19 protein-coding genes are annotated in these 16439 nt (G+C 70.6%); 2 read left to right on the top strand and 17 right to left on the bottom strand.

The window, feature by feature from the left end; genetic code table 11:
* Positions 1-125: 125 nt before the first annotated feature.
* From pyrH to ASF23_RS16205, 4 genes are all read right to left on the bottom strand, one after another.
* Positions 126-845, bottom strand: coding sequence for a UMP kinase (gene pyrH, locus ASF23_RS16220; RefSeq protein ID WP_055956084.1), 720 nt, complete (start codon positions 843-845; stop codon positions 126-128).
* 148 nt (positions 846-993) lie between these two features.
* A complete protein-coding gene (tsf, locus tag ASF23_RS16215) occupies positions 994-1821 on the bottom strand; it encodes a translation elongation factor Ts (protein WP_055956081.1) in 828 nt (275 codons plus the stop codon).
* A 102-nt stretch (positions 1822-1923) separates the two neighbouring features.
* Positions 1924-2931 (bottom strand): 30S ribosomal protein S2, encoded by a 1008-nt coding sequence (rpsB, locus tag ASF23_RS16210; RefSeq protein ID WP_055956077.1) that lies wholly within the window; start codon positions 2929-2931, stop codon positions 1924-1926.
* Positions 2932-3266: 335 nt separating this feature from the next.
* Positions 3267-4709, bottom strand: coding sequence for a sugar porter family MFS transporter (locus ASF23_RS16205; RefSeq protein WP_055956237.1), 1443 nt, complete (start codon positions 4707-4709; stop codon positions 3267-3269).
* Positions 4710-5096: 387 nt separating this feature from the next.
* Between ASF23_RS16205 and ASF23_RS16200 the strand changes: the two genes are divergently transcribed.
* A complete protein-coding gene (locus ASF23_RS16200; protein WP_200919387.1) occupies positions 5097-5666 on the top strand; it encodes a murein hydrolase activator EnvC family protein in 570 nt (189 codons plus the stop codon).
* A 151-nt stretch (positions 5667-5817) separates the two neighbouring features.
* Here the strand turns inward: ASF23_RS16200 and ASF23_RS16195 are convergent, their stop codons facing one another.
* From ASF23_RS16195 to rplS, 9 genes are all read right to left on the bottom strand, one after another.
* A complete protein-coding gene (locus tag ASF23_RS16195; RefSeq protein WP_055956074.1) occupies positions 5818-6759 on the bottom strand; it encodes a tyrosine recombinase XerC in 942 nt (313 codons plus the stop codon).
* Between the two features lie 21 nt (positions 6760-6780).
* Positions 6781-8028 carry a DNA-processing protein DprA gene (gene dprA, locus ASF23_RS16190; RefSeq protein WP_082474259.1) on the bottom strand — a complete coding sequence of 416 codons (1248 nt, stop codon included), beginning with the start codon at positions 8026-8028 and terminating at the stop codon, positions 6781-6783.
* Positions 8025-9545 carry a YifB family Mg chelatase-like AAA ATPase gene (locus ASF23_RS16185; protein WP_082474258.1) on the bottom strand — a complete coding sequence of 507 codons (1521 nt, stop codon included), beginning with the start codon at positions 9543-9545 and terminating at the stop codon, positions 8025-8027. Before ASF23_RS16185 ends, dprA begins: the two co-directional genes overlap by 4 nt.
* Positions 9542-9901: a YraN family protein gene (locus tag ASF23_RS16180; RefSeq protein WP_055956068.1), complete on the bottom strand. Its 360-nt coding sequence runs from the start codon at positions 9899-9901 to the stop codon at positions 9542-9544. The genes ASF23_RS16185 and ASF23_RS16180 overlap by 4 nt, the downstream gene beginning before the upstream one ends.
* Positions 9902-10110: 209 nt before the next feature.
* The gene (locus ASF23_RS16175) at positions 10111-10458 is read right to left on the bottom strand and encodes a histone-like nucleoid-structuring protein Lsr2 (protein WP_055956065.1); all 348 of its coding nucleotides are present in this window, start codon (positions 10456-10458) and stop codon (positions 10111-10113) included.
* 149 nt (positions 10459-10607) lie between these two features.
* The gene (locus tag ASF23_RS16170) at positions 10608-10931 is read right to left on the bottom strand and encodes a DUF2469 family protein (protein ID WP_055956062.1); all 324 of its coding nucleotides are present in this window, start codon (positions 10929-10931) and stop codon (positions 10608-10610) included.
* Positions 10932-10943: 12 nt separating this feature from the next.
* Complete coding sequence (locus ASF23_RS16165) at positions 10944-11807, bottom strand: ribonuclease HII (RefSeq protein ID WP_082474274.1); 864 nt, start codon at positions 11805-11807, stop codon at positions 10944-10946.
* Between the two features lie 20 nt (positions 11808-11827).
* On the bottom strand, positions 11828-12598 hold the full coding sequence (gene lepB, locus ASF23_RS16160; protein WP_055956059.1) for a signal peptidase I: 771 nt from the start codon (positions 12596-12598) through the stop codon (positions 11828-11830).
* A gap of 159 nt (positions 12599-12757) precedes the next feature.
* A complete protein-coding gene (rplS, locus tag ASF23_RS16155) occupies positions 12758-13108 on the bottom strand; it encodes a 50S ribosomal protein L19 (protein WP_055956056.1) in 351 nt (116 codons plus the stop codon).
* A 254-nt stretch (positions 13109-13362) separates the two neighbouring features.
* On the opposite strand from rplS, the gene map reads away from it, so the two are divergent.
* Complete coding sequence (gene map, locus ASF23_RS16150) at positions 13363-14139, top strand: type I methionyl aminopeptidase (RefSeq protein ID WP_055956053.1); 777 nt, start codon at positions 13363-13365, stop codon at positions 14137-14139.
* A 123-nt stretch (positions 14140-14262) separates the two neighbouring features.
* Here map and trmD read toward each other — a convergent pair whose 3' ends face one another.
* From trmD to rpsP, 4 genes are read right to left on the bottom strand one after another with little or no spacing between them, the layout of a single operon-like run.
* Positions 14263-14949 (bottom strand): tRNA (guanosine(37)-N1)-methyltransferase TrmD, encoded by a 687-nt coding sequence (trmD, locus tag ASF23_RS16145; RefSeq protein ID WP_055956229.1) that lies wholly within the window; start codon positions 14947-14949, stop codon positions 14263-14265.
* 4 nt (positions 14950-14953) lie between these two features.
* Positions 14954-15682, bottom strand: a complete 729-nt coding sequence (rimM, locus tag ASF23_RS16140; protein WP_082474257.1) for a ribosome maturation factor RimM — start codon at positions 15680-15682, stop codon at positions 14954-14956.
* The gene (locus tag ASF23_RS16135) at positions 15639-15875 is read right to left on the bottom strand and encodes an RNA-binding protein (protein WP_022905822.1); all 237 of its coding nucleotides are present in this window, start codon (positions 15873-15875) and stop codon (positions 15639-15641) included. Before ASF23_RS16135 ends, rimM begins: the two co-directional genes overlap by 44 nt.
* 4 nt (positions 15876-15879) lie before the next feature.
* Positions 15880-16290 carry a 30S ribosomal protein S16 gene (gene rpsP / locus ASF23_RS16130; RefSeq protein WP_055956050.1) on the bottom strand — a complete coding sequence of 137 codons (411 nt, stop codon included), beginning with the start codon at positions 16288-16290 and terminating at the stop codon, positions 15880-15882.
* Between the last annotated feature and the right edge of the window lie 149 nt (positions 16291-16439).

The raw sequence follows: 16439 nt of genomic DNA, 5'->3' as shown, positions 1-16439 counted from the left end.
TCGAGTCTAGTGGGGCGCGCCGACGCGACCTGACGGTCGGCGACCGGATGACGGACGGGAGGCACGGTGCGGGCTGGCACCGTCCCTCCAGTCCGGACGGTGCCGGCTCCGGCGGCCGGCGACCGTCAGTTGCTGACGACGGTGCCGATCCGCTCCCCGCGGATGGCGGCGGCGACGTTCCCGTCGCCCTCCATGCCGAAGACGTGCATCGGCATGCCGTTGTCCATGCAGAGGCTGAAGGCGGTCGCGTCGACGACCTTCAGCCCGCGGAGGAGCGCGTCCTGGTAGGTGACGTGGTGCAGCTTCTCGGCGGTCGGGTCCTTCTTCGGGTCGGCCGAGTAGACGCCGTCGACGCCGTTCTTGGCGACGAGGACCTCCTGCGCGCCGATCTCGAGGGCGCGCTGCGCGGCGACCGTGTCGGTCGAGAAGTACGGCAGCCCTGCGCCGGCACCGAAGATCACGATGCGGCCCTTCTCCAGGTGTCGCGCGGCACGCCGCGGGATGTACGGCTCGGCGACCTGGGTCATCGAGATTGCCGACTGCACGCGGGTCGCCGCCCCGGCCTGCTCGAGGAAGTCCTGGAGCGCGAGCGCGTTCATCACCGTTCCGAGCATGCCCATGTAGTCCGCACGGCCGCGGTCCATGCCGCGCTGGCTCAGTTCGGCACCGCGGAAGAAGTTCCCGCCGCCGACGACGATCGCGACCTCGACCTCGCGTGCCGCCTCGGCGATCTCCCGGGCGATCGCGCCGATCACGTCGGGGTTGACACCCAGCGAGCCGGCTCCGAAGGCCTCCCCCGAGAGCTTCAGCAGGACCCGTCGTCGTCCGGTCTTCTCGTCGGTCATGTGGGGCACCCTTCGTCGAACAGTCTGGAGAGGAATCTACAGCCCCGCGGGTCGCCGCCGGGCCACGTCGTCGCCGGAGCGGTGACCAGCTCCGGGCATGACGACGGGGTCCGGAACCTGATGGTTCCGGACCCCGCTCATGTGCTGCTTAGGCGCCGACCTTGATGCGGGCGAAGCCCTCGATCGTGATGCCCGCGGCCTCGGCGACCTTGGCCACCGTCAGCTTCGGGTCCTTGGCGTAGCCCTGCTCGAGCAGCGCGATCTCCTTGAAGAAGCCGGTGAGGCGCCCCTCGATGATCTTCGGGAGCGCGGCCTCCGGCTTGCCCTCGGCACGCGTGGTCTCCTCGACGATCGCACGCTCGCGCGCGACGTCGGACTCGGGGACGTCCTCGCGGGCGAGGTACTTCGGGTCCGCGAACGCGATGTGCTGCGCGATCGAGCGGGCCGTCTCGGTGTCGTCACCGGCGAAGGCGACGACGACGCCGACCTGCGGGGGCAGGTCCTGGCTCGTCTTGTGCAGGTAGATCGCGAAGTTCGAGCCCTCGACACGGGTGACCGTGCGGAGTTCGACCTTCTCGCCGAGCAGTGCGGCGTTGTCGTTGATGAAGTCCGACACGCTCTGCCCGTCGACGTCGGCGGCGTTCCCCGCGGCGACGTCGGCTGCATCGGCGGACTGCACGGCACCGAGGACCTCGGAGGCGAGCGCGACGAAGCGGTCGTTCTTCGCGACGAAGTCGGTCTCGCTCGCGAGCTCGATGAGCGTCGCGGCGGAGTCGGTCGCGGCGGCGGTCACGAGACCGGCGGTCGTCGCACGGCCCTCGCGCTTCGCGACACCCTTGAGGCCCTTGACCCGGAGGATCTCGATGGCCTTCTCGATGTCGCCGTCTGCCTCGACGAGCGCGTTCTTGCTGTCGAGCATGCCCGCACCGAGGCGGTCACGCAGGGTCTTCACGTCAGCGGCGCTGTAGTTGGCCATGACTGTGGGTCCTTTCTGGACTTCGCGTGGATTGCTGTCTGGGGGGTGCGCCGCGACGGAGGCGCCGGAGATGATCCGACGCCTCCGTCGCGGTGCTGGTGCCTATTCGGCGGGGGTGGTCTCCGCAGCGGCGGCGGCCTCGGCCGTCGGCTCTGCGTTCTTGTCCTCGACCGGCTCGCCGATCTCCTTCGCAGCGACCTGGGCGTCCGCGTCGTTCTCCTCGACCGGGACCTCGACCTCGGCAGCCGGGGCTGCGTCGGCGGGCGCTGCGTCGGCGGCCGGGGCTGCGTCGGCGGGCGCTGCGTCGGCGGCCGGCGCTGCGTCGGCAGCCGGAGCTGCGTCGGCGGCCGGGGTCTCGGAGCTGCCGAGCAGCTCCTTCTCCCAGTCGGCGAGGGGCTCTGCGGGCTCCTCGGGGCTGCCCTGGTGGCGGACCGTCAGGCCCTCCGCGGCGGCGTCGGCGACGATGCGCGTGAGCAGACCGACGGAGCGGATCGCGTCGTCGTTGCCCGGGATCGGGTAGGTGATCTCGTCCGGGTCGCAGTTCGTGTCGAGGATCGCGATGACCGGGATGCCGAGCTTCTGCGCCTCGTCGATCGCGAGGTGCTCCTTCTTGGTGTCGACGATCCAGAGCGCGCTCGGGGTCCGCGTGAGGTTGCGGATACCACCGAGGGTCTTGTGGAGCTTGTCCAGCTCGCGCTTCTTGATGAGGAGCTCCTTCTTGGTGAAGCCCTTCGTGGTGTCGTCGAAGTCGATCTCCTCGAGCTCCTTCATGCGCTGGAGGCGCTTGGAGACCGTCTGGAAGTTCGTGAGGAGCCCACCGAGCCAACGCTGGTTGACGTACGGCTGGCCGACACGGGTCGCCTGCTCGGCGATCGAGTTCTGCGCCTGCTTCTTGGTGCCGACGAAGAGGATCGTGCCACCGTGGGCGACGGTCTCCTTGACGAAGTCGTAGGCGCGGTCGATGTAGGACAGCGACTGCTGCAGGTCGATGATGTGGATGCCCGAGCGCTCGGCGAGGATGAAGCGCTTGACTTTCGGGTTCCACCGGCGGGTCTGGTGCCCGAAGTGCACGCCGCTGTCGAGCAGCTGGCGGATGGTGACGACGGCCATGGCCGTTCTCCTGTTCTCAGCACAGGCGCGCCCGGAACGGGCACGACGTGTGCGGTTTGCGGTTTGTCGATGTGGTCGGCGACCACGATCCCTGGTGCCCTGGCACGCGACCGCCCTGATGACAGGGACCGATGGTCGGGAGCGCCACACCCGCCGGCGTCCGGAGGACACCGCGGGTGGATGGGCACGCGAAGTCAGCGCTCAGCGCGCTGCTGCGCCAATGCTAGCACCCCTGCGGGGCGGACAAGCGGACGGGAGGCACGGTGCCGGTGAGCGGATCTGCTCCCCTGCACCGTGCCTCCCGTCCGGTGGTTCCGCGCGTCGCGAGGGAGCGGCTAGGCCTTGACCGTCGCGCCGTCCTCGGTGACGCCCATCTCCTCGAGGGAGCGGCCCTTGGTCTCCGGGATCTTCGCGAGGATGAAGAAGAACGAGATGAGGGCGAAGAGCGCGTAGATGCCGTAGGTGACCGTGAGGTTGAACTGCGAGAGGGCCGGGAAGGTGATCGTGACGATGAAGTTCGCCACCCAGTTCGCGGCCGAACCGATGCCGAGGGCGGTCGCACGGATCTTGTTCGGGAACATCTCGCCGAGGAGCACCCACATGAGCGGGCCCCAGGTCGCACCGAACGACACGACGAACAGGTTCGCGAAGACCAGGGCGATGGTGCCCCACGCGCCCGGCAGGGACGGGTCGCCGTTCGCGCCGGGGACCGACTGGCTGAAGGCGATCGCGACCATGAGCAGCGAGATGAACATCCCCGCGGAGCCGCTGATCAGCAGCGGGCGGCGGCCGACCTTGTCGACGAGGAAGATCGCGACGAAGGTCACGACGACGTTGATCACCGACGAGATCGTCGAGATGAGGAAGGAGTCGGAGGCCTTGAAGCCCACGGCCTGCCAGAGCGTCGTCGAGTAGTAGAAGATCACGTTGATGCCGACGAACTGCTGGAGCACGGCGAGGATGATGCCGACCCAGACGATGGGCTGGAGGCCGAAGCGGTTGCCGCGGATCGAGCCCTTCTCCTGGTGTTCCTCGCGGCGCAGGCCGTCCTCGATCTCATCCAGCGAGATGTCGACGGTGTCACTCGGGACGATCTTGGTGAGGACCTCTCGAGCGTCCTCCTTGCGACCCTTCGCCGCCAGGTACCGCGGCGACTCGGGCAGGATCAGCGCGAGCACGCCGTAGACCACCGCGGGGATGACGCCGACGAGGAACATCCAACGCCAGGCCTCGAGACCCCAGAAGTCGTTCGAGGCGTCACCGCCCGCACCCGTCGCGACCAGCTGGTCGGACAGGAGGGCGGCGAAGATGCCGAGCGTGATCGCGAGCTGCTGGAACGACGCCAGGCGACCGCGGATGCCCTTCGGCGAGACCTCGGAGATGTAGGCCGGAGCGATGACCGATGCGGTACCGATGCCGAGCCCGCCGACGAGGCGCCAGATGATGAAGTCGACGGTGCCGAACGAGAACGCCACGAGCACCGAGCTGACAAAGAAGAGGATCGCCGCGATGAACATCACGCGGGTGCGGCCCACGCGGTCCGCGATGCGCCCGGCGAAGAACGCGCCGAAGGCACACCCGATGAGTGCGCTCGCGACGGCGAAGCCGCTGCCACCTGCGGACAGGCTGAACTGGGTGGTGATCGCCTTCTCGGCACCGTTGATCACCGACGAGTCGAACCCGAAGAGGAACCCGCCGACGGCCGCCGCGATCGCGAACGCCGTGACCTTCCCCTTGAACGCCTTGTCGGGCTGCTGCCCGGCCTTCGCTGTGGTCACGATGCTCCTTCGTCCCGCCGTCGTGCGCGCGATGATGAGCGTCGTGCACGGTGCTCCGAGGTCGGCTGATCGCCGTCCGTGCGGCGATGCTGTGTCCGGAGCGACGCCCACCGTACTCCCCCGCGCGGCCGGGCGCATTCCGCGGGCGCGTTCGGCGGGCGGGTGGCGCCGGTGCGGGCGGGTGGGGCGCGTCGCACGCGTGGCGTCGGGTCGCCCGCGTGGCGTCGGGTCGCCCTGTCCTCCACCGGACGGGAGGCCCGGCACCCGTCCACAGGACAGGTCGCCTCCGCCGCCGCTCACGTCCGGACCCGCGAACCTGGACGGTGAGCGGAGGGAGGGGTGATGCGACGGAGGGTCGGCGCATGGGCGCTCAGATGGGGTTTCCGGGTGGCGCGACGCACCGCGGGTGCACTGACGGTGCTGGCTGTCATGGTCGGTGGCGGCGGCTGGGACGCGGGGCACGGTGGCGGTCGTCACGACGGTTCGATCGGCGGCGTCCGTCCGCTCGCCCGGGACGCGGCCGTCGGCAGCACCCCCGTGACGGTCGAGGGTCGGTGGGCCTGGCCGACCGGGTCACGGGTCGTGCTCCGCCCGTTCGAGCCGCCGGCGAACGACTACGGTCCGGGCCACCGCGGTCTCGACGTCGCGGCGACGATCGGCGGTCCTGCCCTCGCGCCGGCCGACGGGCACGTCGCGTTCGCCGGTCAGGTGGCCGGGCGGGGTGTCGTCACCATCGACCACGGCGGCGGACTGGTCAGCACGATCGACTCGGTCGCTCCGACCGTCGGAGCCGGAGACTCCGTCGTGCGTGGCCAGGGCGTCGGCACCGTGACGGTCGGGCACTGTCCGGCCTCGGCACCGTGCCTGCATCTCGGCGCGCGGATCGATGATCGGTACGTCGACCCGCGCCCGTACCTCGGGACGCCGGCGTGGCCGGTGCTCCTCCCCATCGGGTGACGCGGCCCTCCCGGTGGTCCGGACATGCCTCTGCGAGGGACAGACCAACGCCGAACCCGAACTCGAACCCGAACCCGACCCCGACCCCGACCCCGACGTCATGTCGGCTGCGGCGGTGGGCACCCGCCCCGAGGATCGACGGGTCGGTGGGTCAGGCGCGCGGGTGGGCCGTCCGGTAGACCTCGCGGAGTCGCGTCGAGGAGACGTGCGTGTAGATCTGCGTCGTGCCGAGGCTGGCGTGCCCCAGGAGCTCCTGCACCGCTCGGAGGTCGGCCCCGCCGTCGAGCAGGTGCGTCGCGGCGGTGTGCCGGAACGTGTGCGGTCCACGCGGCCCCTGCCCGGGGTTGCCGTCGAGGACACGCGCGATGGTCCGGTAGACGCTCCGGACCCCGAGTCGAGCACCGCGATCGCCGAGGAACATCGCCTGCCCGGGCCCGGGGGCCGACGCGCGCTCGAGGAGCACGGGGCGTCCGGCGTCGAGCCATGCCCCGAGGGCGTCGTGCGCAGGGACACCGAAGGGGACGACGCGCTCCCGGCCACCCTTCCCGAGCACCCGCACCGTGAGCCTGGTTCGGTCGACGTCGCCCACGTCGATGCCGACGAGCTCGCTCACGCGGAGCGCGGACGCGTACAGCAGTTCGACCACGGCTCGATCTCGGAGCGCGGACGGGGCACCGCCCTCCGCCCGGTCGTCGAGTCCGTCCAGGATCTCGCGCACCGCGTCGGCACCGACGACCCGCGGCAGATGCGCAGCGGCCTTCGGCGTCCTGAGGCGCGCGCCGGGGTCGGTCGGCATCGCGCCACGCTCGCTCGCCCACCGGGTGAATGCCCGGACGGACGAGGCGCGCCGCGCGATGGTGTTCCGAGCGAGGCCCCGCTCGGTCGCGTCCCAGAGCCAGTCTCGGAGCAGGTCGAGGCTCAGGCCGGCGGTCGTGCCCACACCCCGCGAACCGACGAAGACGAGCAGCCCCTCGAGGTCCGCGGAGTACGCGCGGACCGTCTGCGAGCTCAGTCCCCGCGCGTGCTGCAGGTCGTCGAGGAACACCCCGACCGCCCGGCTGAGCCGGGCGTCCTCCGGCGCGGTCTCGGTCATGCGAGCAAGCGTACGGTCGCGTCACGACGTCGCCGTCCGCCACCCCGACGACGTGTGCTCGGCGCGTCCGACGAGTTCGGCGAGCGCGAGGGTGTCGAGCGTCTCCGTGACCGCCAGTCCCGCCCGCCGGGCGACCTCGTCGACCGGCACCCCCTGCCTGAGTCCCAGGGCGTCGAGCACACGGAGCATCGTCGGGTCGTCGTGGACCGCGGCGAGCCTCGGCTGGACGTCGGCAGCGTCGTCCGGTCGGACCAACGCCACGACGTCCGAGCACCGGACGAGCAGTGACGCGCGGCCCTCCGCGACGAGACGATGGCACCCTGCCGACGAGGACGCGGTGATCGGCCCGGGGACCGCGGCGACCGGTCTGCCGAGCTGGGCCGCGTGGTGGGCGGTGTTGAGCGCACCGGACCGCGCGCCGGCCTCCACCACGACGACAGCACCGGCGAGTGCGGCGATCATGCGGTTCCGCTGCAGGAACCGCCACCGAGAGGGCCGGGTCCCCGGTGGCGACTCGGCGACGATCGCGCCGCCCGACGCGACACGGCGCAGCAGCTCGGTGTTCCCCGCGGGGTAGAGCTGGTCGATGCCGCCCGCGAGCGCAGCGACGGTCGGGGTCCTGGCCGCCAGGGCGACTCGGTGCGCGACGGCGTCGACGCCGTACGCACCCCCTGACACCACGCAGAGCCCGGCGTCAGCGGAGGCCGATGCGAGCTCGGCCGTCACTTCGGCGCCGTAGACGGTGTTCGCGCGCGACCCGACCAGTGCGATCCCGGGTCCGAACACCGCCGCGAGGTCGACCTCGGGGCCGGCGCGGACCCACAGGAGCAGCGGCGCGTGCGGGCCGAGATCGTCGAGTCCCACCGGCCATCCGGGAGTCCCCGGTACGAGCAGCCGTGCTCCGACCTGCGCTGCGGCACGGAGGTCCCGGTCGACGTCGATGGCCCGCACGCGAGGACCCCATCGGCGGAGTCCGGCCTCGAACCCGCCGCGGAGGTCGTCATCCCCCGTCGCGCGCGGATCGTCGAGCATCTCGACACGGCGGTCCAGCACGGCGACCCGATCCGCCCGGGCGTCGGCCTCGAGAGCAGCGCGCACGACCTCGAGCGCCGCCTCGGTGCCGAGTCGGGCCACGAGCATCCCGGCGACGCCGTCCCCCGGCTCGGTGATCGCCGACCAGGCGAGTCGCGCCCGCACCGCCGGATCCTCGATCGGCCCGATGCCCTGACCCACCGCGCCCCGACCACCGGGGACGACGTGCCCACTCACAACGCGCTCCGCAGCGCGAGCGCTTGTCGGACGTGCTCGAGCGTCGGACGCGGCGCTGCCTCGAGGTCGGCGATCGTCCAGGCGAGGCGAACGACACGGTCGTGCCCGCGCATGGTGAGCGTGCCGAGCTCCAGCCCTCGGTCGAGGACCGCTGCGGCGTCCGCGCTCGGGGCGAAGGCACGCCGACGCAGGTGCGTGCCCGACACGTGGGCGTTGAGACGCCACGGGGTGTCCCGCCACCGCTCCCGCATCCGTGCCCGCGCGGCGGTGACCGCGCTCCGCGCCTGTGCCGAGGTGATCGGTGTCTCCGCCGCCCGGATCCGGGCCGGCGTGACCCGCGGCACCGCGAACCGGATGTCGATGCGGTCGAGCAGCGGCCCGGAGAGCCGCGCGAGGTACCGGCGGACGACGGTCGGCGGACAGGTGCACGCCAGGTCGTCGAAACCGGCGTTCCCGCACGGACACGGGTTCGCGGCGAGGACGAGTTGGAACCGCGCCGGGAACTCCGCGCGTCCTGCCGCTCGGTGGATCGTGACGACACCGGACTCCAGCGGTTGTCGGAGCATGTCGAGGACCGTGCGCGGGAACTCGGTCGCCTCGTCGAGGAAGAGCACGCCGTGACCGGCACGGGACACCGCCCCCGGGGTGATCATCCGCGACCCGCCACCGATCAGGGCGACGGCACTCGATGAGTGGTGCGGGCTCTCCCACGGCGGCCGACTTGTCCACGACTCGGCACCGAGGCCCGCGACGGACCGGACCGCCGCGGCCTCGAGCGCCGACGCACTGTCGAGGTCGGGCAGGAGTCCCGGGAGTCGCTCCGCGAGCATGGTCTTGCCGGCTCCCGGTGGACCGAGGAGCAGCATGTGGTGCCCACCGGCGGCGGCGACGACCAGCGCTCGGACGGCGAGGTCGTTGCCGACGACGTCGGCGAGCTCGGCGTCGAGCACCGCTGCTCGCGGTGCCGCGGGTGATTCCACGACCGCGGCCTGCACGGCCGGCAGGTCGGCCCCGGCGAGGACCGCCGCGTCGGCGAGCGTGACCACCGGGTCGATGCGGATCCCCGGGACCGTCGACGCCTCGCGCAGGTTGCCGGCCGGGACCGCCGCGCGGACCGCTCCTGCGTCCCGCGCGGCGACCAGCATCGGGATGACCCCGGGCACCGGACGGACCCGGCCGTCGAGCCCGAGTTCGCCGATGTGCACGACGTCGGCGAGGTCCGGACGCACCACGCCGGCGGCCGCGAACACCGCGATCGCGATGGCGAGGTCGAATCCCGACCCGTGCTTCGGGACCGACGCGGGGGTCAGGTTCACGATGATCTTGCGGGCGGGCAGCGCGCTCCCGGCGTTCGCAGCCGCCGATCGCACCCGCTCGCGTGCCTCGGCGAGGGAGGTGTCGGGGAGCCCGATGATGCTGAAGCTCGGCAGCTGGCTCGAGAGGTGCGCCTCGACCTCGATGCGCCGACCCGCGATGCCGAGGAGCGCGATCGCGGAGGTGCGCCCGATGCCGCTCACACCAGGCCCACGATGTGCTCGACCTGCTCGGCGTCGTCGTGCAGGTGGACCGCGACGGCGTCGAGCCGGATCCGACGAGGACCCGCGCTCGGGTACTCGGCGCACCACCGGACGGCGAGCCGCCGGAGCCGGGCGACCTTCCGGGGCGTGATCGCCTCGAACGGATGGCCGCCGACCGGCCCGGTCCTGGTCTTGACCTCGACGAGCACCACGACGTCGGAGTCGAGAGCGACGATGTCGACCTCGCCGTCTCGACATCGCCAGTTGCGTTCGAGGATCCGCATGCCCCGTGCCACGAGCCAGTTCGCGGCGATCTCCTCACCCCGCCGACCGATCTCGATGTTGCGCGGCCGCACCGCTGCATTTCCTGATGGATGTTCACTCATCATTCCTCCCGATGACGAGCGTGCCGTCATCGGGAGGATCGTCCGCACACCCGGCGAAGGTCTGTGGATGAACGCTCCGATCAGAAGAATGTGCAGGACGAGGAACGACGAACGGCGACGCCCCGTCTGGAGCGCCGCCGTTCGTGGTGTGTCCGTGATCGTCGATCACGGAGAGAGCATCAGTGTGCCGCTGCGTAGGCTTCCTGCACCGCGGTCGAGATGCGGCCACGGCTCGAGACCTGGTGGCCGTTCTCCTGGGCCCACTCGCGGATCTTGCCGAGTTCCTCGGAGTTCCCACGCTTCGGAGCCGTACGGGGCGCGCCACCGGTCGAGCGACGAGCACCGACCTTGCGCGCCGCGGCGACGTAGTCGGAGAGCGTCTCGCGGAACTTGTCGACATTGTCGTTCGACAGGTCGATCTCGTAGTTCGCTCCGTCGAACGCGAATTCGACGGTCCGGCCCGAGCCCGACTCGATGGGGGAATCGTCGAGGTCGTCGACGAGCTGGACGGTCACCTTCTGTGCCATGTTCGGCTCCTTGTGTTCGTGGGGGATGCGGATTCGCCACCGAACCCGATCGATTCACACGATCGATTCGATGCCGCACACCGATGATAACAAGAAGAATGCAAAGACCGGAACGACAGCGGGAATACCGCGCGGATCGGCCGTTCAATTCACTCGTCGAGCGCCAATTCCTTGGGCAGCTCGAGTTCTCGACTCGTGAGTTCCTCGACGTTGACGTCCTTGAACGTCAGCACACGCACGGACTTCACGAAACGGTCCGAGCGGTAGACGTCCCACACCCACACATCGCTCATGGTCAGTTCGAAGTAGAAGTCGTGCTCGGTGTCCCGCCGCGTCAGATCGACCTCGTTCGCGAGGTAGAAGCGCCGCTCGGTCTCGACCACGTAGCGGAACTGCGACACGACGTCGCGGTACTCGCGGTAGAGCGCGAGCTCGACCTCTCGGTCGTAGTCGTCGAAGTCTTCGTCATCCATTGCGGCACCATCCTACGGCGCGATGCGACCGCCGCCATCCGTCGATGCCGCGCTGCTCGACTCGTCCTCGCGGGGGTGCAGCCAGGTCGTGCGGTGCAGGCCGTGCGGACCGTTCCGCCGGATCCCGTCGTAGTGCGCGGTCGAACCGTAGCCCTTGTTCGAGTTCCACGCGTAGTGCGGTGCCGCATCGTGCGCGCGGACCATCACGGCGTCACGGCGCACCTTCGCGACGACGGACGCCGCCGCCACCGAGGCGCAGTCCCGGTCGGCCTTGACCCGGACCATCACGTCGAGCGGATCGCGGAGCGCCGAGGTCAACCAGTCGTACGAACCGTCGAGCACCACGACCGCACCGTCGAGCGACACCCCGGCAGCGACGAGGGCGTCGATCGCCCGTGATCCTGCGAGCCCGAGTGCGACCATGATCCCGTCCTGGTCGACGACACCGGCCGACGCCATGCCGACCGCGGTCGTCGCCCACGCCTCGACGTGCGGGACGAGGGCCTCGCGGCGGGCGGGTGTCAGGAGCTTCGAGTCCGCCAGCCCGGCAGGGACACGACCGATGTCGATGGTCACCGCCGCGACACCGACGGCGACCGGACCGGCGATCGCACCGCGGCCGACCTCGTCGCACCCGATCACCGTGACCCGCCCCTCGGCCAGCAGCGCCTTCTCCCATCGGAGTGTCGGTCGGACCGGCCCCTTCCGGACACGCGCCGACGTCGTCGTCGCGCGCCGTGCCTCCAGTCCGACCCCGTCCGCAGCAGCGGCCGCGGGTGCGGGAGCGGGAGCAGCAGCGGCCGCGGGAGCGGGAGCGGGAGCGGGAGCGGGAGCGGGCCCGGCAGCCGCAGCGCCGACCACCGCTGCTGCCGCCATCGGGCCACCCTCCGTCGCGCTCACTGGTCGCGCTGCTCCACACCCGCGAACACGTCGGGGTAGTCGTCGAGCCATGTCCAGCGCGACGTCGGCCACGAGATGACGAACGCGCGCCCGACGACGTCCGCCATCGGCACGAACCCCTTGGACGGCGTCTCGGTGTTGTACCGCGAGTCCTTCGAGTCGTACCGGTTGTCGCCCATCACCCAGATCGAGTTCGCCGGCACGGTCACCGAGAAGTCGGTCCCGGAGGCGCGCGTCTCCCCCGGCGGCAGCTTGGTGTACGGCTCCTTCAGGGGCACCCCGTTCACCGACATCTGGCCGAAGTCGTTGCAGCACGTCACCGTGTCGCCGGGGAGACCGATGACCCGCTTGATGAGGTGGTCGTTGCTGTCCGACGTGCCGAGGCCGATCTGCGTCAGGAGCCAGTCGGCCGCCTTGCCGATCGGCGACGTGGGTGCCACGTTCGCGGGGAGCTGCTCGCCGTCGAGCCATCCGCCCGGGTCCTTGAACACGACGACGTCCCCGTGGTGCAGGTGTACGACGTTCGGCACGAGCTCGTTGACGATCACCCGGTCGTTGACGACCAGGGTGCTCTCCATCGACTCCGACGGGATGTAGAACGACCGGATCAGGAAGGTCTTCACGAGGAAGGACACGAGGAGTGCGGCGATGAAGATGATCACGAGGTCCCGCAGGAAGAGGAGAGCGCCGTTCCGCTTCTTCGTCGGCCTCGGACGACGATCCTCGTCGTGTGCGGTCGAACCGTCGTGTGCAGTCGAGTCGGTCATGCCGTGCGGATCATCCTCTGGTGTCGCGGCCGGTCGTCGGGGACGTCCTGCACACGGGGCGGCTGGACGAGCCAGGGCCCCCCATCATGTACACGGTACATGGACGGGGGGCCCTGGTTGCAGGTCGGCGCGCGGCGCCTCGCTGCGAGAGACGACAGCTTACGCGTCGCGCTTCTCCTTGATCTTCGCCTTCTTGCCACGGAGTTCGCGGAGGTAGTAGAGCTTCGCGCGACGGACGTCACCGCGGGTGACGAGCTCGATGTGGTCGATCACCGGGGAGTGCACCGGGAACTTGCGCTCGACGCCGACCTGGAAGCTGACCTTGCGGACCGTGAAGGTCTCGCCGATGCCGTGGCCCTGGCGGCCGATGACGACGCCCTGGAAGACCTGGACGCGCGAGCGCGTGCCTTCGATGATGTTGACGTGGACCCTGACGGTGTCACCGGCGCGGAACGCGGGGACGTCGGTCCGGAGGGACGATGCGTCCACCTTGTCGAGGAGCTGGCTCATGATGTGTCACTCTCTGCGCCCGCACACGGGTCGGTCGCTGATCGGTTGGAGGAAGTGGGTGTCGGTCCGATGGACCGGCCGTGCCCCGCAGATGGCGGCTCCCCCGTGGCAGAACCGCTCCAGGGCACAGCGTCCAATGTTGCCACATCTCGGCGTGCCACGCCAGCCGGACAGACTGGAGGAACGGCGCGGGCCGACCGCGCCGCCCACCGCCCCTGGTGCGGAGCACCGGATGCACCGGGCAGGATGGGTGCATGATCGAACTCCGCACCCCGAGCGAACTCGACGGCCTCCGCGTCGCCGGACGGTTCGTCGCCGATGTCCTCGATGCCCTCCTCGAGTCGGTGGACGTCGGTGTGAACCTGCTCGACCTCGATCGTCTGGCCGCGCGCCTGATCGCCGAGCGCGGCGCGGAGAGCTGCTACGTCGACTACCACCCGTCGTTCGGCGCGATGCCGTTCGGCAAGAACCTCTGCATCTCGGTGAACGACGCCGCGCTGCACGGCCTGCCGTTCGACTACGTCCTGCAGGACGGCGACCTGGTGACCCTCGACTTCGCCGCGAGTGTCGACGGCTGGGTGGCGGACTCCGCCGTCTCGGTGCAGGTCGGGACCCCGGACGACGTCTCGCAGCGGCTGATCGCCACCGTGACCGCAGCACTCGAGGCCGGCATCGGGATGGCCCGTCCCGGCAAGAAGCTCGGGGCGGTCTCGCACGCGATCGGCACCGTGGCCAAGGACGCCGGCTACTCGGTCAACCTGCAGTTCGGCGGGCACGGGGTCGGGCGGACGATGCACGGCGACCCGCACGTGCCGAACGACGGACGGGCCGGTCGTGGTCTCCCGCTGCGGCCCGGACTCGTGATGGCGATCGAGCCGTGGCTGATGGACGGCACCGACGAGCTGGTCCAGGACCCGGACGGTTGGACACTGCGGAGCGTGGACGGCTCGCGGGCTGCGCATGTGGAGCACACCATCGCTGTGACGGAGCAGGGGCCAGAGGTCCTGACGCTCCGGGCCGCCGAGCGCTGAGCCCGGCGCCACCCCCGCCCCCGGTCCCGCAAAACACCAGGAAGACCGGACGGCGCAGGGAAATACCCCTGCGCGATGGCGCCAAGGTGGTGTTTTGCGGAACGGGAACGGGAGCGGGGTCGACTACTCGCCGAGCAGGTCCGGACGGACACGGCGCGTGCGGTCGACCTGCTCCGCGTGCCGCCACTCCGCGATCCTGCCATGATGCCCGCTGAGGAGCACCTCGGGGACGTCGAGACCGCGCCACGACGCGGGCTTCGTGTAGCTCGGGTACTCGAGGAGGCCGTCCTCGTGGGACTCCTCGTCGAGCGACGCGGGGTTGCCGACGACACCGGGGACCAGGCGTCCGACGGCCTCGACGATCGCCATCGCCGCGACCTCGCCGCCGTTCAGGACGTAGTCGCCGAGCGAGACCTCGCGGACATCGGCCCGGGACGACGCCCACGTCGTCACGCGCGCATCGATCCCCTCGTAGCGCCCGCACGCGAACACCAGGTGCTCGTGTTCGGCGAGCTCGCGGGCCGTCGCCTGGCGGAAGGGCGCACCGGCGGGGGTCGGCACGACGAGCGTCGACGAGCCGTCGGGGCGCAGGAGCTCGTCGAGCGCCAGACCCCACGGCTCGGGCTTCATGACCATGCCGGCACCGCCGCCGTACGGGGTGTCGTCGACGGTGCGGTGTCGGTCGGTGGTCCAGGAACGAAGGTCATGGACCTGCACGTCGAGGATGCCGCCGGCCCTGGCCTTGCCGAGCAATGAGACGTCGAGGACGCCGAAGAACTCCGGGAAGATCGTGACGACGTCGATCCGCACGGGGTCAGTGCTCCGTGTCGGCGTGCGACCCGCCCGACGCCGCAGCATCGTCGTCGTCCACGACAGCAGCGTCGTCGTCCGCGACAGGAGCGCCGTCGTCCGGAACAGCAGCGCCGTCGACTGCAACAGGAGCGCCGTCGTCGGGCACAGCCGTCTCGACCGGGTCCTCGAAGAGCCCGGTCGGGGGCGTCACCGTCACGGTCCCCGCGGCGATGTCCACCGCGGGGACGATCGCGCTCACGAACGGCACGAGCACCTCGCCGCGGTCCGGGGTCTCGATCGCCAGGAGGTCCTGGGCCGGCAGATGGTCGACCCGCGCCACCGTCCCGACGGACACACCGTCGCGGAGCACGGTCAGCCCGACCAGCTGGTGGTCGTACCAGGCGTCGTCCTCACCGGTCGGTTCGTCGAGGTCGGCGTCGATCCAGAGGATCGCCTTGACCAGGCTCTCGGCACCGTCGCGGTCCGAGATGCCCTCGAAGAACGCGACCGGGTGGCCGTTGTACCAACGGAGTTCGTCGAGCGTGATCGACTTGTCCGCCCACGGCGAGTCGTCCGGCACCTGGAGCGCGAACGTCGCGCCGCGCGGGAACCGACGATCCGGGTCGTCCGTGTAGAGCTCGAGCTTCAGACCGCCCTTGAGCCCGTGCGCCTTGCTGAGCCGACCCACCCGCAGCTGGGTCGTGCGCTCAGGAATCGGTGTCGACCACGTCGACCCGCACCCGCTTGCCATCGGCGAGAGCCGTGACCAGGGTGCGGAGCGCCTTCGCGGTCCGTCCGGCGCGTCCGATCACGCGACCGAGGTCCTCGGGGTGCACGCGCACCTCGAGGACCTCGCCACGTGCAGAGGTGGAGCTGGCGACGCGCACGTCGTCAGGGTGATCGACGATCCCCTTGACGAGGTGCGTCAGCGCGGATTCGAGCAAGGACCTACGCCTCGGTCGTCTCGGCGTCGGTCGACTCGGCCGGAGCAGCCGCGGGGGCCTTCTTCTCCGACTTCGGCTTCAGGACCGGCTTCTTCTTCTCGTCGGCCACGAACGCGGCCTTGGTCTCCTTGGTCTGCACCGTGGAGACGGCGTTCGCATCGCCCTTGAACTTGCCCCAGTCGCCCGTGAGCTTGAGGAGCGCCGCGACCTGCTCGGTCGGCTGCGCACCGACGCCGAGCCAGTACTGGGCACGGTCCGACTTGATCTCGATGAACGAGGGCTGCTCGGTGGGGTGGTACTTGCCGATCTCCTCGATCACGCGACCATCGCGCTTGGTGCGCGAGTCGGCGACGACGACACGGTAGTAGGGCGCACGGATCTTACCGAGACGCTTGAGACGGATCTTGACAGCCACAATTGCTCCTGTTGCGATTTGTGTGGTTGAACTGGAAGCCGCGGGCGTGGGGGCACGCGCGGCGAAGCTCGAATGGAAGTCGTGAACACCTGATTAGAGGGTCGGGCGGGCACGACTCGACCGTTCATTCTTACAGATTCCGAGCCGGA

Source organism: Curtobacterium sp. Leaf261 (assembly GCF_001422205.1).
Lineage (GTDB): Bacteria > Actinomycetota > Actinomycetes > Actinomycetales > Microbacteriaceae > Curtobacterium.
The sequence above is the reverse complement of the archived record's forward strand: the minus strand, read 5'-3'. Positions and strand labels throughout refer to the sequence as shown.